A 22,717-nucleotide genomic window follows, 5' to 3' on the forward strand; every position below is an offset into this window, starting at 1 on the left:
CCCGGCCTTCAGGACAACGACAGGAGACACCCCCATGCCCGCCTTGCAAGGACTGATGCAGGACCGCCCGCTCATGATCTCGTCGCTGATCGAGCATGCGGCGCGCTTTCACCCGCACACCGAGATCGTCTCGCGCCTGCCGGAAACCCGGGACGGTGGCCTGCACCGCACCGACTGGGCCGGCATGCGCCGCGCCTCCTGCCAAGTGGCCAACGCCCTGCAGTCGCTGGGCGTGCAGCCTGGCGAACGCGTGGGCACGCTGGCCTGGAACAGCTGGCGCCACCTGGCGCTGTACTTCGGCGTCTCGGGCAGCGGCGCGGTGCTGCACACCATCAACCCGCGCCTGTTTCCCGAGCAGATCGAATACATCGCCAACCATGCCGAGGACCGGGTGCTGTTCTTCGACGTGACCTTCGCGCCGCTGGTGGAAAAGCTCGCACCGCATCTGAAGACCGTCACCACCTATGTCTGCATGAGTTCGCGCGAGCACATGCCCGCGCTGGACCTGCCCGGCCTGCACTGCTGGGACGAGCTGGTGGGCAACCAGAGCGAGGACTTCGACTGGCCCGAGTTCGACGAGCGCACGGCTTCGTCGCTGTGCTACACCTCGGGCACCACGGGCCACCCCAAGGGCGTGCTGTACTCGCACCGCTCCACCGTGCTGCACACGCTGATGGAGCTGGCGCCCGACACCTTCGGCCTGAACGCGAGCGAGACCGTGATGCTCATCGTGCCCATGTTCCATGCCAACGCCTGGGGCACGCCCTATGCGGCGGCCATGGCCGGCGCACGGCTGGTGCTGCCCGGCCCGCACCTGGACGGCCAGAGCGTCTACGAGCTCATGCGCGACGAGAAGGTCACCTTCTCGCAGGGCGTGCCCACCGTGTGGCTGATGCTGTTCCAGTACCTGGATGCGCATCCCGACATCGACCCGCGCGCGCTGGGCGTCAAGAGCATAGGCATCGGCGGCGCGGCCGTGCCGCGCGCCATGCTGGAGCGCTTCGAGAACCAGTTCGGCGCCCAGGTCGTGCAGGGCTGGGGCATGACCGAGACCAGCCCCATCGGCGTGGTCAGCAAGCTGCTGCCCCGGCACGACGCGCTGTCGGGCGAGGAACTGGTCAAGGTCAAGCTCAAGCAGGGGCGCGGCGTCTGGGGCGTGGACCTCAAGATCGTGGACGACGACGGCCGGCCCCAGCCCTGGGACGGCCAGGCCCGGGGACACCTGCGCGTGCGCGGCCCCTGGATCGCCAGCGGCTACTTCAAGGGCGAAGGCGGCTCGCCCGTCGATGAGGAAGGCTTCTTCACCACGGGCGACGTGGCCACCATCGATGCCGACGGCTTCCTGCAGCTGGTGGATCGCGCCAAGGACGTGATCAAGTCGGGCGGCGAGTGGATTTCCTCCATCGACGTGGAGAACGCCGCCATGGGCCATCCCGGCGTGGCCGAGGCCGCCATCATCGGCGTGGCCCATCCCAAGTGGCAGGAGCGGCCGCTGCTGCTGGTGGTGCCGCGCGCAGGCCACAGCGTCAGCCGCGAGTCCATGCTCGACTTCCTGTCCACGCGCATCGCCAAATGGTGGCTGCCCGACGACGTGCTGCAGGTGGCCGAGCTGCCGCACACGGCCACGGGAAAACTGCTAAAGACCAAGCTGCGCGAGCAGTACAAGAACCATCCACTGCCCACGGCCTGAAAGGAGACCTCCATGCCAGGACCGCTTGAAGGCGTGCGCGTGGTCGAGTTCGCGGGCCTGGGCCCGGGGCCGTTCTGCGCCATGCTGCTGGCCGACATGGGTGCCGAGGTGCTGCGCATCGCGCGGCCCGGCACGCCGGTCGATGCTCAGGACATCACCACGCGCAGCCGCAGCCAGGTCGAGATCGACCTGCGCGGCGAGGAAGGCCAGGCCTCGGCCCTGGCGCTGATCGCACGTGCCGACCTGCTGATCGAGGGCTTTCGGCCCGGCGTGATGGAGCGCCTGGGCCTGGGGCCCGAGCCCTGCCTGGCGCGCAACCCGCGCCTGGTCTACGGCCGCATGACGGGCTGGGGCCAGCACGGGCCGCTGGCGCATGCGGCGGGGCATGACATCAACTACATCGCCATCTCCGGCGCGCTGCACGCCATCGGCCGCGCGGGCGAGGCGCCCGTGCCGCCGCTCAACTACGTGGGCGACTTCGGCGGCGGCGGCATGCTGCTGGCCGTGGGCCTGCTGGCCGCCCTGCACGAGGCCGGGCGCAGCGGCCGGGGCCAGGTCATCGATGCGGCCATGACCGATGGCACGGCCCTGCTGTCGGCCTTCATGTACGGCTTCAAGGCCAAGGGCCAGTGGAGCAACCAGCGCGGAGAGAACTTGCTGGACGGCGGCGCGCACTTCTATGACACCTATGCCTGCGCCGACGGCAAATACATCGCCATAGGCGCCATCGAGCCGCAGTTCTACGCCGAGCTGCGCCAGCGCTGCGGCATACAGGACCCGCTGTTCGACGCGCAGCTGGACGCCGCACGCTGGCCCCTGCTCAAGCTGCGCCTGGCCGACGTGTTCCGCACGCGCACGCGCCAGCAGTGGTGCGAGCTGCTGGAAGGCAGCGATGCCTGCTTCGCCCCCGTGCTCGACTGGGACGAGGCGCCCCAGCACGCCCACAACCGCGCGCGCGCCACGTTCACCGAGGCCGGTGGCGTGCTCCAGCCCGCGCCGGCGCCGCGCTTTTCGCGCAGCGTGCCCGAGCAGCCCCGCCCCCCGCGCGCCGCCAGCCTGCAAGACACGCTGGCCGCGTGGAACGCCCGCTCCTGAGGAAACCCCATGCCCATGTATCTCACCCAGGCCATCCACAAGGGCCGCCGCGAAAGGGCTGGCGCCACGGCGGCCATCTGCGGCGAAGAGCAGGCCAGCTGGTCGCAGCTTGCGCAGCGCGTCGAACGCTGTGCCGGCCTGCTGCGGGCGCTGGACGTGGCGCCCGGCGACCGCGTCGGCATGATGGGCCTGAACTCCATCCGCTACCTTGAATACTTCTATGGCTGCTGGTGGGCAGGCGCCGCGGTCAACCCCGTCAACATCCGCTGGAGCGCGCACGAGGTGGCCTACTCGCTGGACGACTGCGACACGCGCGTGCTCTTCGTGGACGATGCCTTCGCGCCCCTGGTGCCCCGGCTGCGCGAGCTGTCCTCCAGCCTGCGCACCGTGGTGTTCTGCGGCACGGGCGCCGCGCCCGAAGGCGCGCTGCACTACGAGCAATTGCTGGCCGCCGCCACGCCCTGCGCCGACGCGCTGCGCAGCGGCAACGACCTGGCCGCCGTGATGTATACGGGCGGCACCACGGGCCGGCCCAAGGGGGTGATGCTCAGCCACGACAACCTGTTCATCAACGCCCTGTCCAATGCCAGCAACGTGCCGCGCCAGCATGTGAAGGTGGGCATGGTGGTCACGCCCATGTTCCATGTGGCCGGCTGCGGCCTGGCCCTGCTCATGGCCCAGCGCCTGGTGCCCCAGGTCATCGTGCCGGCCTTCGACGAGCTGGCCATCCTCGCCGGCGTGCAGCAGCACGGCGTGAACGAGCTGTTCCTGGTGCCCACCATGATCCGCCGGCTGATCGAGCATCCGCGCCTGGCGGAGTTCGACCTGTCCAGCCTGCGCCTCATGCTCTATGGCGCGGCGCCCATCGACGCCAGCCTGCTGGAGCGCGCCATGCAGGCGCTGCCCGGCGCCGACTTCGCCCAGGCCTACGGCATGACCGAGCTGTCGCCCACCATCGTGTCCATGGGCCCGGCCGAGCACCGTCCAGGCCCGCAGCGCGAGCGCCTGCTGCGCGCGGCCGGCCGGCCCGTGACCATTGCCGAGGTGCGCATCGTCGATGGCGAGGGCCGCGAGCTGCCGCCCGGCGAGGTGGGCGAGATCACGGCGCGCGGCCCCATGGTCATGCAGGGCTACTGGAACAGGCCCGCCGAGACGGCCGCCGCGCTCAAGGACGGCTGGATGCACACGGGCGACATGGGCCGGCTGGATGCCGACGGCTACCTCTTCGTCGTGGACCGGCTCAAGGACATGATCGTCAGCGGCGGCGAGAACGTGTACTCGGCCGAGGTCGAGAACGCCATCGCCCAGCTGCCCCAGGTCGCCATGTGCGCCGTCATCGGCGTGCCCGACGAACGCTGGGGCGAGCGCGTGCACGCCGTGATCGTCGCGCGCGAGGGCCAGCCGCTGACCGAGGCCGAGGTCATCGCCCACTGCCGCGAACGCATCGCGGGCTACAAGTGCCCGCGCTCGGTGGAGTTCCGCGCCGAGCTGCCGCTGTCGGCCGCCGGCAAGCTGCAGAAATTCCAGCTGCGCGAACCCTACTGGCAGGGCCGCGAACGCCGCATCAACTGACCCCCACGAACCACCAGGCCACGCCATGCCACTGCAACTGACACGCTCCTGGAGCACCCCCGAGCTGGAAAGCCTGCGCGCCACCGCCGTGCGCTTTCTGGAAACCGAAATGCAGCCCCAGGACGAGGCCGCACGCCAGCTCGGCAACGTGGGCCATGCCATCTGGCGCCGCGCCGGCGAGCTGGGCCTGCTGTGCACCGACATCCCCGAGGACTACGGCGGCGGCGGCGGCGACTTCCGCCACGAGGCCGTGATCCACGAGGAGATGGCGCGCCGCGCCCTCTCGGGCATGAGCAACTCCGTGCACTCCATCGTGGCCCACTACCTGCTCAACCACGGCACCGAGGCGCAAAAGCGCAAGTACCTGCCCGCCATGGCGCGCGGCGAGCTGGTGGGCGCCATCGCCATGACCGAGCCCGGCGCGGGCTCGGACCTGCAGGGCGTGCGCACGCGCGCAGAACTCAGGGACGGCCGCTACCTCATCAACGGCAGCAAGACCTTCATCACCAACGGCCTGCTGGCCGGCCTGATCCTCGTGGTCTGCAAGACCGACCCGGCCCAGGGCGCGCGCGGCACCTCCATCCTCATCGTGGAGACCCGGGACTGCGCGGGCTTTCGCGTGGGCCGCGTGCTCGACAAGATGGGCATGAAGGCCCAGGACACCTCGGAGCTTTTCTTCGACGACGTGGCCGTGCCGCAGGACGCGCTGCTGGGCGGGCGCGAAGGCCAGGGCTTCTACCAGCTCATGGGCGACCTGCCCTACGAGCGCCTGATCATCGGCCTGGCTGCCCTGGCCTGCATGGAAGGCGCCTACGAGGCCACGCTGGCCTACGTGCGCGAGCGCCGCGCCTTCGGCCAGGCCATTGCCGACATGCAGAACACCCGGTTCAAGCTCGCCGAGGTGGCCACCACGCTGACCGTGGGCCGCGCCTTCATCGACCGCTGCGTGGAGCAGCTGGTGGCCGGCACGCTGGACACGGCCACGGCCTCCATGGCCAAGCTCTGGGGCTCGGAAGCGCAGGGCCGCGTGCTTGACGAACTCGTGCAACTGCATGGCGGCTACGGCTACATGAACGAATACATGGTCACCCGCATGTACGCCGATGCGCGCGTGCAGCGCATCTACGGCGGCACCAGCGAAATCATGAAGGAAGTGATATCGCGCGCGCTCTGACGCTCTGATCCCCTGGCGGCACCTAGCGCTGCCGCAGTCCCCCTATCCCTTCCCCGGCAGCACAGGAGACAGCAGCCATGACCCTCGACGACCTCATCTACAAGCCCGGCCTGCTCAAGGGCGAACGCATCCTCGTCACTGGCGGCGGCACCGGCCTGGGCCGTGTCATGGCCGAGGCCTTTCTCATGATGGGCGCCGACATCCACCTGTGCGGCCGGCGCGGCGCCGTGGTCGAGCAGACAGCGCAGGAGCTGGTGCAGCAGCACGGCGGCCGGGCCACGGGCCATGCCTGCGACGTGCGCCAGCCCGAGGCCGTGGAGCAGATGATCCAGGCCATCTGGGCCGATGGCGGCGCGCTCACGGGTCTGGTCAACAACGCGGCCGGCAACTTCGTCAGCCGCACCGAGGACCTGTCCATGCGCGCCTTCGACGCCGTGGCCAACATCGTCATGCGCGGCAGCTTCAACCTCACGCTGGAGTGCGGCCGCCGCTGGCTGGCCGAGGGCCGCAAGGCCAGCGTGCTGTCCATCCTCACCACCTGGGTCTGGAACGGCTCGGCCTTCACCGTGCCCTCGGCCATGGCCAAGTCGGGCGTGCATGCCATGACGCAGTCGCTGGCCGTGGAATGGGGCAACCGGGGCATACGCTTCAACGCCATCGCGCCGGGCCTGTTCCCCACCGAAGGCATGAGCGCGCGGCTGAACCCGCAGGGCGGCGAGCATGTGCGTGCCGACAACCCCATGGGCCGCAACGGCCGCATGCCCGAGCTGGCCAACCTGGCCGTCTTCCTCATGAGCCGCCAGGCCGAGTACCTGACGGGACAGACCATCGCCATAGACGGCGGACAATACCAGGCGACGGGCGGCAACTTCGCCGGGCTGGCCAGCTGGAGCGACCAGGACTGGGCGAATGCGCGCAGCGCCATCGAATCGCGCAACGCGGCCGACCGCCAGCAAAGAACCGCATAGACACAAGGAGACAAGCCATGAGCCAAGAACGCGTGCGCATATCGGTGGACCACGGCGTGGCCGAGGTGACCCTGGCCCGGCCCGACAAGATGAATGCGCTGGACCCCGCCATGTTCGACGCCCTGATCGACGCATTGGCGCGGCTGCGGGGCACGCCCGGGTTGCGCGCCGTGGTGCTGCATGGCGAAGGGCGCGCCTTCTGCGCGGGCCTGGACATGGGCAGCATGGCCGGCATTGCCGACGGCCAGCAGACGGCGGACATGACGGACCTGGCCGCGCGCACGCACGGCATGGCCAACCGCTTCCAGCAGATCTGCTGGGGCTGGCGCGAGCTGCCCGTGCCCGTGATCGCCGCCGTGCACGGCGTGGCCTACGGCGGCGGCCTGCAGCTGGCCCTGGGCGCGGACATCCGCCTGGTGGCCGATGATGCGCGGCTGTCCATCATGGAGATCAAGTGGGGACTGGTGCCCGACATGGCCGGCTGCGCGCTGGCCGCGCCGCTGGTGCGCGGCGATGTGCTGCGCGAACTGGTCTACACCGGCCGCATCGTGCCCGGCCCCGAGGCCGTGGCCCTGGGCCTGGCCACGCGCGTGAGCGCTGCGCCGCTGGAGGAAGCGCGCCATCTGGCCCGCCAGATCGCGGTCAGCAGCCCGCACGCCATACGCGCATCCAAGCGCCTGATGCAGCTCAGCGAAACCGCTTCTCCCGCAGACATCCTGCTGGCCGAGGCGCAGGAGCAGCAGGCCCTGCTGGGCAGCGCCAACCAGGCCGAAGCCGTGCGCGCCGGCCTGGAAAAGCGGGTGCCGGTATTCAACGATCAAGGCCTTTAGACACCTTTTGAAACAGCCGCCGGACCCTGCATCGGGGTCCGGCGCAGCCATCCGCAAATACCCTTATTCGACGCCCTTTCGCCACTGCGCTGATTTTTTAGGCATTCCGTGGAAAGCCTTGCAGGGCGCGGATTCGGCAAGTTACACCCGGAGTTTTCCACAACTCCGTCCACACGCACCGGGGATAAAAACCCGGTGCCTGAGGGGCATGCAAGTGCAGGCATACTTGACGGCTTGCCTCGGCTTCCCCCTCTTTTCCCATGCCCCGCCTGCACGCTCCCAGCAAGGATGACAGCCGCCTGCTGCCGCCTTTTGCCGCCCTGCCCGAGCGCTGCATCCACGTGCCCGCCACCGACGCCGAATTCGCGGCCGCACGCGCCGCGCTGATGGCGGCTCCCGTGCTCGGTTTCGATACCGAGAGCAAGCCGCTGTTCCACGCCCACCAGACCGACACCGGCCCCCATGTGGTGCAGTTGGCCACCTGCGACCAGGCCTGGCTGCTGCAGCTGCACCATGCGCAGGCACGCGCGCTTGCGGCCGACGTGCTGGCCAGCGAGTCCATCTGCAAGGCCGGTTTCGGCCTGGACCATGACCGCAGCGCGCTGCCCGCGCGCCTGGGCGTTGCGCTGCACAACGTGATCGACCTGGACCGCGTGTTCAAGCGCCACGGCTACGCCAGCTCGGTGGGCGTGCGCGCGGCTGTGGCCCTGGTGCTGGGGCAGAACTTCCACAAGTCCAAGAAGATCTCCACCTCCAACTGGGCTGCACCGCAGCTGAGCCTGGCCCAGCGCCACTACGCGGCCAACGACGCCCACGGCGCCGCCATGGTGCATGCCGCCCTGCCCGCCTGGGAACAGCTCCAGCCGGCCGTGGCCGAACGCCCCTCCAGGCCCGCCAGGCCTGCGCCTGAACCCCGCGGCCCCGGCAGCTCCAGCGGCCCGCGGGGACCACGCAGGCCCCACGCGCCACGCGAGCAGGACGCACCGCGCGAGCCGCATGTGTCGCACGAGCAGCATGTGTCGCACGAGCCGCACAAGCCGCACGATCCACATGCACCGCGCGAGTCCAGCGCCCCGCGCTCATCGCCACGCCCCTCCCGCACCCCACGCCTGCTGCAGGCGCCGGTCACGCCGGGCAAGCCAAGCCCCGGCTAGGCCTCTTCCTCTTGCGGCACCAGCCGCACCCGGTCGCGGCCTGCGCGCTTGGCCTCGTAGAGCATGGCGTCGGCACGCGCCAGCGCCTGCTCCAGCGTCTGGCCCTGGGCCATCCAGGCCACGCCAAAGCTGGCCGTGATGCGTATGTCGTCGGGCAGCGCGCTGAAGCCCATCAGGCGCAGCTGGGTCTGGATGCGCCGGGTGATCCATTGCGCGGCCAGCGGGTCGGCGTGCGGCAGCAGGGCCACGAACTCCTCCCCGCCAAAGCGTGCAACCAGGTCCTGCTGGCGTGTGCTGCGCAGCAGCAGGCGCGCAAAGCGCTGCAGCACCTCGTCGCCCGCCGCATGGCCCCAGCCGTCGTTGACCCGCTTGAAATGGTCCAGGTCGCACACCAGTACGGCGGCCGACAGCTGCGGCTGCTCGGCCAGCCGGCGCTGCACGGCCTCCTTGAAGGCGCGCCGGTTCAGCAGCCCGGTCAGCGGATCGCGGTCGCGTTCCTCGTGCAGCTCCTGCACGGTGTCGCGCACCGCTGCGGCCAGGAAGAGCATGGCAAACAGCAGGCCGAACACCAGCAGGCTCAGCTGCAGCGCCATCCACGAGGAAGAAATGCCCAGCCATTCGCCGGCTGCGGTGGCCGATACCGAAGCAGCACGCGGCGTCACCCACAGCGTGCGGACGAAAAAGCTCAGCGCAAAGACCACGAACACCCACAGCAGCAGCCGGTCCCAGCCTGTGCAGGGATGCCTGCGTGGCAGCCGCCACAGCGGCAGGGCCAGCTGCAGGCCCAGGCCGAAATTGAGCACATGCTGGCGCGCCTGGGCATCGGGCACGGCCCAGGCGTAGTAGCCCAGCACCACCAGCACCGCGCCGCCAAAGCCGGCCGCCAGCGGTGCATCCGGGCGCACGCCCTGGCGTATGGCCATGGCCTCGGTGATGAACCAGGCCGCGCACAGTTGCAGCGCGGCCGTCGTCAACGCATTGACGGGAACGGCCGCAGGCCGCTCCAGGATCTGCAGCAGCAGCGCCAAGCTGAAGCCGGTGAAGGCGAAGGACATGCTGCGCAACTCGCGCCGGGCACGCAGATGCCGCCAGCAGACATAGAAACAGCCGGCCAGCAGCAAGGTGCACAGGGGCACCGCCAGCGCCAGAAGATGTCTTGCTGTCAACGTCACCATCAACTCCCTGATGGAGTCTAGCGATCAGGTCACGTTACAACACATCGTTAACAAAAATACACATTCACTCACGGCCCTGGCAATGGCAGGCTGGGCATATCTGCGCGTGGCAGAGGAGCAACCGGGCTGCGGCGTATATGTTCGTAACCAACGCATCGTTGGGCACCGGAGGCCGGCACGCCACAATGCCAACCGTCCTCCGCTAGTAAAACCTCAGGACTTACGCAAACAGGATGCGGGAACGCGCCGCTCCCCATGGCAAATGGCCCGCCCGTGCCCTTCTTGCGTAAGCCGTCACCAGAAAGGCAATCTTCCATGCGCATCGAAACCCTGGCCGTCCACGCCGGCTACTCGCCCGACCCCACCACCAAGTCGGCCGCCGTGCCCATCTACCAGACCGTGGCCTACGCCTTCGACAGTGCCCAGCATGGCGCCGACCTGTTCGACCTCAAGGTGGCCGGCAACATCTACACGCGCATCATGAACCCCACCACCGACGTGCTGGAAAAGCGCGTCGCGGCGCTGGAAGGCGGCATTGCCGCCGTGGCCGTGGCCTCGGGCATGGCCGCCATCACCTATGCCATCCAGGCGATTGCCGAGGCCGGCGACAACATCGTCTCGGCCAGCACGCTCTACGGCGGCACCTACAACCTGTTCGCCCACACCTTCCCGCAGCAGGGCATCACGGTGCGCTTTGCCGATCCGCGCGACCCGGCCAGCTTTGCCCAGCACATCGATGAGAAGACCAAGGCCATCTTCATCGAGTCCATCGGCAACCCGCTGGGCAACGTCACCGACATCCGCGCCCTGGCCGACGTGGCCCATGCCCATGGCGTGCCGCTGATCGTGGACAACACGGTGCCCAGCCCCTATCTGCTGCGCCCCATCGAGCACGGCGCCGACATCGTCGTGCACTCGCTGACCAAGTACCTGGGCGGCCACGGCAACAGCGTGGGCGGCGCCGTCGTGGACAGCGGCAAGTTCCCCTGGGCCGAGCACAAGACACGCTTCAAGCGCCTGAACGAGCCCGATGTCAGCTACCACGGCGTGGTCTACACCGAGGCCCTGGGCGAGGCCGCCTACATCGGCCGCGTGCGCGTGGTGCCGCTGCGCAATACCGGCGCCGCACTGTCGCCGCACAATGCCTTCCTCATCCTGCAGGGCATAGAGACGCTGGCCCTGCGCATGGACCGCATCTGCGAGAACACCCAGAAGATCGCCGAGACGCTGCAAAAGCATCCCAAGATCGAATGGGTGCGCTACGCCGGCCTGCAGGACCACCCCGACCACGCCCTGGTGAAGAAGCAGCTGGGCGGCCGCGCCTCGGGCATCCTCTCGTTCAGCCTCAGGAACGGCAGCGGCGACAGCGACACGCGCGCCGCCGGTGCGCGCTTCTTGGATGCGCTGCAGCTGTTCACGCGCCTGGTCAACATCGGCGACGCCAAGTCCCTGGCCACGCACCCGGCATCGACCACGCACCGCCAGCTGGACGCCGAGGAGCTTGCCAAGGCCGGCGTGACCGAAGGCATGGTGCGCCTGTCCGTGGGCATCGAGCACATCAGCGACCTGCTGGCCGACCTGGAGCAGGCGCTGGCCAAGGTCTGATTCCCGCGCAAGGGCTGGCCGGACTGCGCGGCGGCCCGGCCCTTGCAGGCAGGCCCTGGCCTGTCAGCGCCGCTTGGCGCGCTCCCGCACTTGCTGCGAGGAGTAGAAGATCAGCGGATCGGGCGTGCGCTGCGGGTTGGCGCAGGGCTCGATGGCATGGCCCTTGGGCGGGGCGCAGCGGGCCAGGTCGCGCAGCTGGGCCTGGGTGCGTTCGGCGTGTCGCGCGGCGGTCTCGCCTTCGGACGGGCGGCTGCCGGGCACGATGAGGCGCAGCTCCATCTTGCGGATGGCAGGCTCCACGGCATAGGTGCCCTGGTACTGCATCACCACGCGGCGCTCGGCCAGGTCCACCGTGGCCAGCACGGCGCGCATGGGCACGGGAATCATGGCGCCCGACTGGTAGCGCACCAGCACGAAGGGCGCAAAGGGCTTGGGAATCTTCAGCTCCAGTGTATGGCCCTTGCCTCCGCGCGCATCGGCGCGCACGCGCAGTTGCCCGCCGTCGGGCAGGTAGCGGTCCAGCCGCCAGCCCGTGGATACACGCTGCGCACCCACGCAGGGCGCGTAGTAGTACTCGGTGGCATCAGCATCCTTGCCCGTGTAGAGCATCTGGGCACCTTCATGCTCGGTGAGCGCCTTGGCGGCCACGTCCGCACCGTCGGCCCTGGCGCCAACCAGCGTGCCGCCGCGCACGAACACGCCCGTGTACGGGAACCAGGTGGTGCGCTGGTTGGCCACGGCGCCATAGGGCTTGCATTCGGTGGACATGCTCTGGTCCTGCATGTCGGCCTGGGGCGCCATGGGCTCGCCGCCGTGGCCACCGCCCTGGTCGGCCAGGCTCAGGCGGCCATCGGCCTCGATGGTGAAGGTGGCCTTGGCCACCATGGAGTAGTAGCGGCCGGCAGCGTCTTCGCCGATCAGCAGCAGGCTGGGCAGGGGCGTGAGGTTGGCGACCTCGGGTTCGGCGTGCGGCGCATCGGCCGGGGCCTTGGCAGGCACCTCGGGCCGGGGCTGGTCCTGTGGCTGGCTGGGCGCCGGTGCCTGGGGCGGCGCAGTGGCGCAGCCGGCAAGGACCAGGGACAGCGGCATGGCAAGAACAAGCGAACGCAACAACATGGAACTCCCTCGGATCATTGAGGCCGACGATGCTACTGCATGCGCCGGCGCGCGATGCAATGCCAGGCAACGCGGCACGGGCAGGCTCAGGCCAGATCCCTTGCCAGCCGCAGGCCGGTCATCTGCCAGCGCGCCTGGGTGGGGAAGAAATTGCGGTAGCTGGCGCGCGCATGGCCGGGCGGCGTGAGGCAGGAGCCGCCACGCAGCACGTACTGGTTGACCATGAACTTGCCGTTGTATTCACCCACCGCGCCCTCGGCCACCACAAAGCCCGGGTAGGCGGTGTAGGCCGACTGGGTCCACTCCCAGACCTCGCCCAGCGCATGGCTGCCGGGCTGCATGGCGCGCGGGTGCACGGGGCCGGGCGGCTCGCCGTGCTGCGGGCGCTGCGCCATCTGCGCGGCAAGGGCCGCCTCCCATTCCGCCTCGGTGGGCAGGCGCGCGCCTGCCCAGCGCGCATAGGCATCGGCCTCGAAGTAAGAGAGGTGGCAGACGGGCCTGCGCCCGTCCAGCGCCAGCGCGCCATGCAGGCTGAATTCCTGCCACATGCCGTCCATCACGCCGCCGGCCTGGCGCCGCCAGTACCACGGGTGCTCCAGCTGCTGCGCGCAGCGCCAGTCCCAGCCTTCGGCCAGCCACCACTGCGGCTGGGCATAGCCGCCATCCTTGACGAAGCGCAGGAACTCGGCATTGCTCACGGGCCGCTGCGCCATCTCGCAGCCCTGCAGGAACACCTCGTGGCGCGGGCGCTCGTTGTCGAAGGCAAAGCCCTCGCCCGCATGGCCCACGGCATGCATGCCGCGCGGCACGGTCAGCCACTGCAGCGGCGGGGGCAATCCATCGGGCTCTTGCGGCGCAGGCACGCCTTCTTCCTGCGCGCGGTACGCAGGCCACAGCGGGTGGCAGGACAGCAGGTGCTTGATGTCGGTCAGCAGCAGTTCCTGGTGCTGCTGCTCATGCTGCAGGCCCAGTTCCAGCAGCGCGGCCAGCCGTGCAGGCGGCTGCGTGCCCCAGTCCTCGAACATCTGCAGCATGCGCTGGTCCACGGCCTCGCGGTAGGCCAGCACCCGCGCCAGCGAGGGGCGCGTCAGCAGCCCGCGCTGCGCACGCGGATGCCGCTCGCCCACCTGCTGGTAGTAGGAGTTGAACAGCACGCGAAAGTCGGCATCGAAGGGCGGCACGCCGGGCGCGTGCTCGGCCAGCACAAAGGTCTCGAAGAACCAAGTGGTATGCGCCAGATGCCATTTGGCCGGGCTGGCGTCTGGCATGGACTGCACGCAGGCATCCTCGGCCGACAGGGGCGCGGCCAGCAGCACGGTGCTCTGGCGCACGGCCTCGTAGCGCTGCACCCAGCGGAAGACGGCGGGCATTTCACGCATGGGCATGGATCACGGCAAACCACTGGCGCTCATCCGTCCAGACCTGGCAGGGCTCGAAGCCCGCGCAGGCCAGCATGCCCAGGAATTCGGGCAGCGGGTACTTGTAGCTGTTTTCGGTGTGGATGGTCTCGCCGGCCGAGAAATGCCGCAGCCCCTGCGGCCAGCCCACGATCAGCGGGCGGCGCGCGCGCAGATGCATCTCGATGCGCGAATGCTCGGCGTTGAAGAAGGCCACATGCTCCCAGTCGTCCGGGTTGAAGTCGCTGCCCAGCAGGCTGTTGACGTGGCTGAGCAGGTTCAGGTTGAAGCGCGCCGTCACGCCCTGTGCATCGTCATAGGCGGGCTCCAGCCATTGCGTGGACTTGGGCAGGTCTATGCCGATCAGCAGGCCGCCGTCGTCGTTGACCATGGCACGCATCTGGCCCAGCATGCGCTGGGCCTGTACCGGGTCGAAATTGCCGATGGACGAGCCCGGATAGAACAGCAGCCGCCCGGCCTGCGGGATATGGGGCGGCAGGATCAGCGGCTCGGTGATGTCGGCCGTGACGGCATGGGCCTGCAGCTGCGGAAACTCCTCGGCCAGCCGCCGCACGGACTGGCGCAGGAACGCGCCCGCAATGTCCACGCCCACGAAATGCCGTGGCCGCAGGCTGCGGCACAGGGCGCGCACCTTCTCGCAGTTGCCGGCGCCCAGCTCGATCAGCACCTCGCTGCCGCGCAGGGCCTCGGCCATGGCGGCGCCAGAGTCGGCCAGGATGGCGGCCTCGGTGCGCGTGGGGTAGTACTCTGGCAGCCGCGTGATCTGCTCGAACAGGTCGCAGCCGCGCGCGTCGTAGAGGTATTTGGGAGAGACCTGGGCCTGGGGCTGCATCAGCCCGTGCTGCAGTTCGGCGCGGGTCGCGCGCAGTGCGTGGTCCGCCCATTCCGGGGCCGCCTCGCGCCTGCCGCCCTGGGCTGGCGCACGCGGCGCCGAAGGCAAAGGCAGCGGCACGCGCTGGGCGCGCGATGCCAGGGCAGAGGAAGACACGGTCGAATCGTGGGCAGACAGCATGGTGGGGGCCTCGCGTTGTGCGCCGCCCGCCGCAGCATGGTGAATGCCGCATCCCGGCTTGCAGCAGGGCGCGGTCGCCAAGGGGCGGACAGCCAATGGTGACTGACGCCTGCAAACGGCAAGCGAGCCTCGCAAGACTCGCACCGGCAGGCCGAGGCACCAGCCTAGGCGCCTGCCCATGGCATGCGGGTAGGACAGTTTCCCCCGCGCGTGATTTTTTCGTGACCTGTACGGTGGTGCGCCGCAGCATGTCCGCAGCAGGCGAAAGCGCCAGTCCGGACGAAAAAAATCCGGTATGCCGCGAACGGCATACCGGACCAAGTACCCATCCTTGCCTCACTACGCGCTGCCGGATGAAGCAGCGCGTGCCTCACTCATGATCCGGAGATCAGAAGCGATAGCCCAGTCCCACACCGACCAGCACCGGGTTCACCTTGAAGGTGCCCACCTTGGTGCCGGCGGAGCTCACGTCCGTTTCAATGAAGACCTTCTTCACGTCGAAATTCAGCGACCAGTTCTTGTCCAGCGCGTAGTCGAAACCGATCTGCAGCGCGCCGCCGAAACTGTTTTTCTTGATCGAGGGGTTCAGCGCGGCCTGCACGGCAGGGTTGAAGCTCACGCTCGAAAAGCGGGTGTAGTTCACACCGGCGCCGACGTAGGGCTTGAAGGCGCCGAAATTGGTGAAGTGGTATTGCGCCAGCAGCGTGGGCGGCAGGTGCTTGAGGCTGCCGATCTGGCCCAGGCCGTTGGCACGCAGGTCGTGCTTTTGCGGGTAGGTCAGCACCAGCTCGGCCGCGATGTTGGGCGTGAAGAAGTAGGACACGTCCAGTTCGGGCATCCACTTGTTGTTGATCGACAGACCCAGACCCGTGCTGTCCTTGTTGGCGCTGTCCAGATTCACGGCGCGCACGCGCACCATCCAGGGGCCTTCGGCCTGCTGCGCAAACGCGGCACCCGACGACAGGGCGCAAACGGCAGCAACGGCGAGCAGAGTTCTTTTCATGATGGAGAGTCTTGGAGTAGCCCGGGGCAAATCCCGTAGCTGTATTGCATCAGGGGCGGACGTGGCCGATCTTGTCCTAGCTCAAACCCGAAGGTGCGCAGCCCCGCATGGCCGGATCGCGTTGGATGCATGCAACGCATTGCGCGGCGGGCCAGTTGCGGGCAGGCTGCAGCCATTGCTCAAATAGAATGCGAATCATTATCAAATCCGCATTCCCAGGAACCCGCCCCATGGCCGCCGCGCCTTCGCACCCCGACATCGCCCTGCTCTACAGCGACCACCACGGCTGGCTGGTGGGCTGGCTCAGGCGCAGGCTGGGCAATCCCTGCGATGCGGCCGACCTGGCCCAGGACACCTTCGTTCGCGTGCTGGGCAAGCCCCAGTCCCTGCATGGCGTGCGTGAGCCGCGCGCCTGGCTCACCACCATCGCCCACGGCCTGGTCGTGGACCACACCCGTCGCGCCGCGCTGGAGCGCGCCTGCCTGGACGCCATCGCCAGCCTGCCCGAGCCGCTGGCGCCCTCGGCCGAGGAGCGCCATCTGCTGATCGAATCCCTGGTGCGCATGGACAACCTGCTGGCCGGCCTGCCGCCCAAGGCCCGCAGCGCCTTTCTGCTCTCTCGCCTGGAAGGCCTGAGCTACCCGGAAATCGCCCTGCAGCTGGGCGTGTGCCTGAGTTCCGTCGAAAAATACATGGCCACCGCCATACGCCACTGCCTTTCCCTGCGCAAGGAACTGACGGCGTGAGCACAGACCAGGCCCCCCAGGCGCTGGAACAGGCCATTGCCTGGGCCGTGCGGCTGGCCTCCGGCACGGCCACCGATGCCGACCGCGCCGCCTGCCAGGCATGGCGCAGCAGCCACGCCGCGCACGAACAGGCCTGGCAACAGGTCCAGGCGGTGGAGGCCCAGTTCGCCCTGCCCGCCGGCCAGGCGGGACTGGCCCACGGCGTCCTGCGGTCCGCTGGTCCAGGTCCGGCGCGAGGCCGGCGCGCAAGCCTGCAGCGGCTGCTGTTCCTGGGCCCCGCGGCCCTGCTGCTGGGATCCATGGCATGGCGTTGGGCTGCACCGCGCGAGCAGATCGCGCTGGGCACGGCCATCGGTGAGCGCCGCAGCACCCTGCTGGCCGACGGCAGCCGCCTGCACCTGGCACCGGACACGCTGGTGCAGGTGGATTTCACCTTGCTGCGCCGCGTGGTCCGCCTGGCACGCGGCGAGATCTTCATCGACACCGGCAGCGACCCGCGCTCCCTCGCGGGCCGACGCTCCTTCTGGGTGGAAACGCCGCTGGCCCGCTTCGAGGCCCTGGGCACCAGCTTCGGCGTGCGCCACGAAAAACACCCGGACACGGCCACGCGCCTGTACGTCACCGAGGGCCGCGTGGCCATCCATGTCAGAGCGCTGGACGGCACTGCGCCAGACCCCCTGGACGCAATCGTCGCCACCTCCGGCGAAACCCATGTGCTGCACGCCGGCCAGCACCGCCCTGTTCGCCTGCTCGACGAAGGCCTGGTGCCCGACGCATGGACCGACGGCGTGCTTGTCGCCCGCCGCATGCGCCTGGACGCCTTCATGACCGAGCTGTCACGCCAGACCGGCATTCCCATGGAATGCGCCGACGACGTGGCTGCCCTGCATGTTTCAGGCGTATTCCAGCTGGACGGGCCGGATCCGGCGGGTCGTGCGCTGGCCGCCATTGCCCGCACGCTGCCTGTGCGTGTGGAGCGCGGACAAGGTGCGGCCAGCGGTGCCCACAGCGTCATGCGCCTGGTCAAAGCCTGATCCGGAATTTTTTTCAGGCAGTCATTACGGGTTTCACACCGCCCGTTCGGCATAGGAGCAAAGACATCGCTTTTTCCTTTGCCGCTTCTCAAGGACTGCCTCCATGCCCAGCCTGCCCAGTACCCGCCACGCTGCCCATCCGCCCTCCTGCACACGCCCCACGGCCCTGGCCACGCAGGCCTTGGCGCTGGGCCTGTTGATCACGCTGGGCCTGCCAGCGACCGCTCTGGCCCAGAGCCCGGGCTCCGCCCCGGATGCCAGGTCCATCCGGTTCGACCTGCCGGCCGGTGATCTGGAGACCAGCCTGCACAGCCTTGCGCGCCAGGCAGGCATCACCCTCTCGTTCGATCCAGCCCTGATCCAGGGCCGACAGTCGGCGGCGCTGAGCGGTACGCGCGGCTTGCAAGAAGGGCTTGCCGCCCTGCTCGCCCCGCACCAGCTGCAGGCCACGCGCACGGCCGAAGGCGGCTGGGCCGTGCACCGTGCGCGGCCCGGGGCCGCGGCCGAGCATGCACTGCCTACCGTGAACGTGCTGGCCGATGCCGAGCATGAAAGCGCCTGGGGCGCCGTGCCCGGCTACGCGCCGCGCCGCAGCGCCTCGGCCATGAAGATGGATGTGCCGCTGCTGGAGACGCCGCAGCAGGTCAGCATCATCGGCGAGGCCCAGATCCGCGACCAGGCCATCTCCAGCGTGGCCGAGGCCGTGCGCTACAGCGCGGGCGTGCGTCCCATGGACTACGGCGTCACCGATGACGACGTGGCCGTGCGCGGTTTCTATCTGACCGGCACGGGCCTGTACCGCGACGGCATGCGCATGGTCCACAACGGCTTCATGACCAACCTGGAGCCATATGGGCTGGAGCGGCTGGAAGTCGTGCACGGCCCGGCCTCGGTGCTGTACGGCCAGTCCGCGCCCGGTGGCCTGATCAATGCCGTCACCAAGCGCCCGCGCGCCGGCATGCAGCGCGAAGTGGGCGTGGAATTCGGCAGCCACGACCGGCGCCAGCTCACGGCCGACATCGGTGGTGCCATCAATGAACAGGGCACGGCACTGGCCCGGCTGACCGTGCTCAAGCGCGAATCGGGCACGCAGTGGAATGGCCTGCGCGCCGATCGCAGCTACATCGCCCCCTCCTTCACACTGCTGGGCGAGCGCACCAGCCTCACCCTGCTGGCGCAGTACCAGGAGGACGAAACCGGCTTCGTCATCCCCTACTACCGCCAGACGCCTGCGGGCTGGTCGGCCACGGACATCAACGTCAGCGGACCGGGATCTGGCCACCACAAGCGCAATGCCAGCGTGGGCTGGCTGCTGGAGCACCGCCTGAACGACCAGCTCACGCTGCGCAACAACCTGCGCTACCTGGACGGCCGCAACGACCGGCGCGAGATGCGCAACCGGGGCCTGACGGCCGACCAGCGCGGCATGGCACGCCTGGCCATGGTGCGGCCCGACGCCGAACAGACCTGGGTCATGGACACGCAGATCGAAGGGCGCCACCGGACGGGTGCCGTCTCGCACCAGTGGGCCGTGGGCTTCGACTACTACCGCTCCAGGCTCGACTGGCGCATCTACTCGCTCAACGGCGCCGTGGCGCCGCTGGACCTGGTCAACCCCATCCACATCGCGCCGAACTGGAATGACAACTACCTCAGCGACCGCGCGCTGGCCCGCACGCACCAGGCAGGTCTGTACGTGCAGGACCAGATCAAGTTCGGCGAGCGCTGGGTGCTCAGCGCCGGCCTGCGCCGCGACAGCGCACGCATAGACACCGACTACGACGCGCGCGCCGCAGCCAACGCGCCCTTCGCCGTCACCACCGTGCGCCGCACCGACAGCGCCGTCACCGGGCGGCTGGGCCTGATCTACCTGGCGCCCAGCGGCCTGGCTCCCTATGTGTCCTTCAACAACTCCTTCCAGCCGCCGCTGACCACGGTCACGGCCACCGACGCCAACGGCAGGCCCTACGAGCCCGAGACCGCGCGCCAGTTCGAGGCCGGCCTGCGCTACGCGCCGCCATCGGCCGGCTACACGCTCAGCGCCGCCGTGTTCGACCTGCGCAAGCGCAATGTGCGCACGCCATCCACACTCAACCCTCGCTTCGACGTGCAGACCGGCGAAGTGCGCAACCGGGGGCTGGAGCTGCAGGCCCAGGGCGAGATCGGCGGAGGCTTCTCGGCCATTGCGGCCTATACCTACCTCGACTCCAGGGTCACGCGCAGCAACAACGCCATCGAGATCGGCGCGCGCCCCGGCGCCACGCCGCGCCATGCCGCATCGCTGTGGGGCAAGTACCAGCGCGGCGCCCTGGAGCTGGGCCTGGGCCTGCGCCACATCAGCGCCACGCCTGGCGAGCTGCCCATGGACGGCGTGAAGACCCCCATGAACGACGCCTACACGCTGTGGGACGCCATGGCCGCCTACACCACCGGCCCGTGGCGCTTCTCGGTCAACCTCAGCAACCTCACCGACAGGCAGTACCGCACGCAATGCAACACCTTCCGTGGCGGCGCGCAATTTTGCGCGCTGGGCTTCGGGCGTGAGGTGCGTGTGGCTGCGGCCTATCGGTTCTGAGTGCCGCCATTGCTGCCCGCCAGGGCGGGAGCAATGCAGCCCCCGCTCTTGGAACAACGCCTGGCGGACAGCAACAGACAGCCCACTCGGCATGCATCTGCAGCACGCTCGGTGCGGCTTCCATCCGGCACAGCGCATCGCGGACCTGCTCGTCTGGATCGGATGGCGTTGCGCCGCCGCAGCTGCATTGGTTCAGGCGCGCACGACGCCATCGACTTGACATTTCGCCCAGTCCACACCGCGCTCTGCTGGCGACAATCAGGTCTTTGAAAGGCGCGCATGCACTACGGCAAATCCCAGGCCATTGGAGACAAGAGCATCTTCATCATCGACACCGCCATGAGCGTGGTCGATGGCCGGCTCTACTACGAGTACTGCAACAAGGGGGACAGCACAACGTCCTTTCTGCGCGCCGTTGATGTGGCCACCGGCAACGTGCTCTGGGACCACCGCATGCGCGAGAGCGAGGGCATGTCGTGGTTCGTGGACGAGCGACATCTGATGCTTTGCGACCAGGTGCTTGATGCCCGCACCGGCGAATGCCTGTTCGACTTCCATGCCGTGCCGGGCATGCAGGCCAGGCATTGGCCCGTTCCCGTGGAGCTGGACGCGCATCGCTGGCTCGTCGCGATGGAAGAGAGCAGTCCCGAGGGCCGCTATCTGCTGCTGGACCGTCGCAACTGGCAGGGCAGCACGCTGGCGCTGGGCCTGCAGGGTGTGTTTGTGCTGGAGGGGGCGGTCTACGGCTGGATCGTCCACCCTGAGCGCTCGGAGCTGCGGCGCTGGCATGAAACCGACGGGCACACCGAGCATGTGCTGTGGGTGGACAGTGCGCGCAACCTGTACTCGCCCGCCATTGCAGGCGCGTGGGCCGTGTTCGGCCCCGGCAGCAGAGACCACGTGGACATCGATGCACCCTGGCTTCGCATCCATCCCTGCAGCGGCGAAGTCCTGGCCATCACACCTCCCGTTCAACCTGACGATGAGCGCCGGCATGTGCATGCCCAGCGGGCAGCACATCGTGACGGCGTGGTCTATTTCTGCTTTGCACGCCAGGGCATGTATGGCTATGACATTTGCAGCAACCGTTTCGGACCGTGCCTGTCGCCTACCCATGTCAGCGCGCCGCAATGCCATGCCGGCGCCCTCTATGGAATACAGGACAGGCACGAGGACGGCATGGAGCGGGCCTATCTTGTCGCCGTGGACCCGGACACCGGCACCCCGCTTTGGGAAACCCCGTGCAGCAGCCGCAACTACAGGCATCTGAGCGTGAGCGAATGCGGTGTCTTACTGGGCATTGCGGGCGGCAAAATCCAGCACCTTCCGCCAGCGGGCCTCCGGCGCAGCACCCAAACGGCAGAGCCTGCCAAACGCGCAAAAAGCGCCAAGGCCGCCACCCAGCCGGTGCGCACCGTGCCACCCGAGTCTCCCTACGCACACATGCTGGACGACATGCCCACGCTGCTCGATGCCCTGCAGGCGCGCGCCTGCGCGCAGAGCCCGGATAGCACCCTCACGGCCGTGGCCGTCTCCAGACCCTGGGCCATGGTGGCCTGCGTCGAATATGGCGAGGACCCCGACTTCCCCAATCTGCGCCTGCTGGATCTGCAGACCGATGCCTGGATCGCGCTCGACTGCAACGACCTGATCGACGCACCCATGATTGAAGGCATCACGTTCGTGGATGGCCAGGACGGGAAGCTGGACCTGCTACTGCATGACGGCGGCCGCCACACCATCCACATTGACCTGCCCGCACGCACCGTGCGTTGGAATGCCGAGCAGGCATAAGCAAAGACGCAGATGCCGCTTGCACGGCCGTGCGATACGCACTAAGTTGGAGGGCCGGCCCGGCCATCGGCGCCGGCTGCAGAATCTGCACGTATCCCATTCCTGCCCGTCTCTTTCATGACCACCCTCAAGCTCTACTACGCGCCCGGCACCTGCGCCCTGGCCACCCGCATCGCCCTGATCGAAGCCAATGCGCCGCACGAAGTCATCAAGCTCGACTTCCCCAAGGGCGAGCAGCGCAGCCCTGAATACCTGGCCATCAATCCCAAGGGCCGCGTGCCCGCCCTGGTGACCGAGCGCGGCGTGCTCACCGAAACGCCGGCCCTGCTGGCCTACGTTGCGCGCCGCTTCCCCGAAGCCCGGCTCGCCCCGCTCGACGATGCGTATGCCTTTGCCCACATGCAGGATTTCCACAGCTACCTGTCCTCCACCGTGCACGTGGCCCACGCCCACGGCCGCCGCGCAGGCCGCTGGGCCGATGACGAAGCGGCCATTGCCTCCATGCAGCGCAAGGTGGCAGCCAACATGGCCGAATGCTTTGGCGTGATCGAGCGCCATTACCTGGGCGATGCCCCCTGGGTGCTGGGCTCGGACTATTCCGTGGCCGACGCCTATCTGTTCACCATTGCCGGCTGGCTGGAAGGCGACGGCGTGGACATCGCCGGCTTCCCCAAGGTGCAGGCGCATTTCAAGCGCATGGGCGAGCGCGCTGCCGTGCGCGGGGCGCTGGGGAGCTGAGAGGGGGAGGCTGCCCGC

Annotated in this window: 18 protein-coding genes; 13 read left to right on the forward strand and 5 right to left on the reverse strand. The window is 68.8% G+C overall.

Annotated elements, in window-relative coordinates; translation table 11 throughout:
* The first annotated feature begins 34 nt into the window (after positions 1-34).
* From BW39_RS03060 to BW39_RS03090, 7 genes are all read left to right on the forward strand, one after another.
* Positions 35-1,690: a long-chain-fatty-acid--CoA ligase gene (locus BW39_RS03060; RefSeq protein ID WP_043819689.1), complete on the forward strand. Its 1,656-nt coding sequence runs from the start codon at positions 35-37 to the stop codon at positions 1,688-1,690.
* 12 nt (positions 1,691-1,702) lie between these two features.
* Positions 1,703-2,785, forward strand: a complete 1,083-nt coding sequence (locus BW39_RS03065; protein WP_012206624.1) for a CaiB/BaiF CoA transferase family protein — start codon at positions 1,703-1,705, stop codon at positions 2,783-2,785.
* 9 nt (positions 2,786-2,794) lie between these two features.
* A complete protein-coding gene (locus BW39_RS03070) occupies positions 2,795-4,357 on the forward strand; it encodes a long-chain-fatty-acid--CoA ligase (RefSeq protein ID WP_043819691.1) in 1,563 nt (520 codons plus the stop codon).
* Positions 4,358-4,382: 25 nt separating this feature from the next.
* Positions 4,383-5,531, forward strand: coding sequence for an acyl-CoA dehydrogenase family protein (locus BW39_RS03075; RefSeq protein WP_043819692.1), 1,149 nt, complete (start codon positions 4,383-4,385; stop codon positions 5,529-5,531).
* Positions 5,532-5,608: 77 nt separating this feature from the next.
* The gene (locus BW39_RS03080; RefSeq protein WP_043819693.1) at positions 5,609-6,499 is read left to right on the forward strand and encodes an SDR family oxidoreductase; all 891 of its coding nucleotides are present in this window, start codon (positions 5,609-5,611) and stop codon (positions 6,497-6,499) included.
* A 17-nt stretch (positions 6,500-6,516) separates the two neighbouring features.
* Positions 6,517-7,329, forward strand: a complete 813-nt coding sequence (locus tag BW39_RS03085) for a crotonase/enoyl-CoA hydratase family protein (RefSeq protein ID WP_043819695.1) — start codon at positions 6,517-6,519, stop codon at positions 7,327-7,329.
* 260 nt (positions 7,330-7,589) lie between these two features.
* Positions 7,590-8,483, forward strand: coding sequence for a 3'-5' exonuclease (locus BW39_RS03090; RefSeq protein ID WP_043819696.1), 894 nt, complete (start codon positions 7,590-7,592; stop codon positions 8,481-8,483).
* Here the strand turns inward: BW39_RS03090 and BW39_RS03095 are convergent.
* On the reverse strand, positions 8,480-9,658 hold the full coding sequence (locus tag BW39_RS03095; protein WP_043819698.1) for a GGDEF domain-containing protein: 1,179 nt from the start codon (positions 9,656-9,658) through the stop codon (positions 8,480-8,482). The genes BW39_RS03090 and BW39_RS03095 overlap by 4 nt on opposite strands.
* Before the next feature lie 315 nt (positions 9,659-9,973).
* Between BW39_RS03095 and BW39_RS03100 the strand changes: the two genes are divergently transcribed.
* The gene (locus tag BW39_RS03100) at positions 9,974-11,263 is read left to right on the forward strand and encodes an O-acetylhomoserine aminocarboxypropyltransferase/cysteine synthase family protein (RefSeq protein ID WP_043782476.1); all 1,290 of its coding nucleotides are present in this window, start codon (positions 9,974-9,976) and stop codon (positions 11,261-11,263) included.
* Between the two features lie 63 nt (positions 11,264-11,326).
* Here the strand turns inward: BW39_RS03100 and BW39_RS03105 are convergent, their stop codons facing one another.
* From BW39_RS03105 to BW39_RS03120, 4 genes are all read right to left on the reverse strand, one after another.
* Positions 11,327-12,379, reverse strand: a complete 1,053-nt coding sequence (locus BW39_RS03105; protein ID WP_043819699.1) for a hypothetical protein — start codon at positions 12,377-12,379, stop codon at positions 11,327-11,329.
* 86 nt (positions 12,380-12,465) lie between these two features.
* Positions 12,466-13,764: an ergothioneine biosynthesis protein EgtB gene (egtB, locus tag BW39_RS03110; protein ID WP_013801532.1), complete on the reverse strand. Its 1,299-nt coding sequence runs from the start codon at positions 13,762-13,764 to the stop codon at positions 12,466-12,468.
* Positions 13,751-14,809 carry an L-histidine N(alpha)-methyltransferase gene (gene egtD / locus BW39_RS03115; RefSeq protein WP_043819700.1) on the reverse strand — a complete coding sequence of 353 codons (1,059 nt, stop codon included), beginning with the start codon at positions 14,807-14,809 and terminating at the stop codon, positions 13,751-13,753. Before egtD ends, egtB begins: the two co-directional genes overlap by 14 nt.
* A gap of 388 nt (positions 14,810-15,197) precedes the next feature.
* A complete protein-coding gene (locus tag BW39_RS03120) occupies positions 15,198-15,812 on the reverse strand; it encodes an OmpW/AlkL family protein (RefSeq protein ID WP_013801530.1) in 615 nt (204 codons plus the stop codon).
* 230 nt (positions 15,813-16,042) lie between these two features.
* On the opposite strand from BW39_RS03120, the gene BW39_RS03125 reads away from it, so the two are divergent.
* The 5 genes from BW39_RS03125 to BW39_RS03145 all read left to right on the forward strand — a co-directional run bounded on the left by BW39_RS03125 (position 16,043) and on the right by BW39_RS03145 (position 22,699).
* Positions 16,043-16,558, forward strand: a complete 516-nt coding sequence (locus tag BW39_RS03125) for a sigma-70 family RNA polymerase sigma factor (protein ID WP_043819702.1) — start codon at positions 16,043-16,045, stop codon at positions 16,556-16,558.
* Positions 16,555-17,592 (forward strand): FecR family protein, encoded by a 1,038-nt coding sequence (locus BW39_RS03130; RefSeq protein ID WP_043819703.1) that lies wholly within the window; start codon positions 16,555-16,557, stop codon positions 17,590-17,592. The genes BW39_RS03125 and BW39_RS03130 overlap by 4 nt, the downstream gene beginning before the upstream one ends.
* Before the next feature lie 103 nt (positions 17,593-17,695).
* Positions 17,696-20,167, forward strand: a complete 2,472-nt coding sequence (locus BW39_RS03135) for a TonB-dependent siderophore receptor (protein ID WP_043819704.1) — start codon at positions 17,696-17,698, stop codon at positions 20,165-20,167.
* Between the two features lie 279 nt (positions 20,168-20,446).
* Positions 20,447-21,961 (forward strand): hypothetical protein, encoded by a 1,515-nt coding sequence (locus BW39_RS03140; protein ID WP_043819705.1) that lies wholly within the window; start codon positions 20,447-20,449, stop codon positions 21,959-21,961.
* Between the two features lie 117 nt (positions 21,962-22,078).
* The gene (locus tag BW39_RS03145) at positions 22,079-22,699 is read left to right on the forward strand and encodes a glutathione S-transferase family protein (protein WP_034396003.1); all 621 of its coding nucleotides are present in this window, start codon (positions 22,079-22,081) and stop codon (positions 22,697-22,699) included.
* The last annotated feature ends 18 nt before the right edge of the window (positions 22,700-22,717 follow it).

The organism is Delftia sp. RIT313 (genome assembly GCF_000632165.1).
Taxonomy (GTDB): Bacteria; Pseudomonadota; Gammaproteobacteria; order Burkholderiales; family Burkholderiaceae_C; genus Comamonas; species Comamonas acidovorans.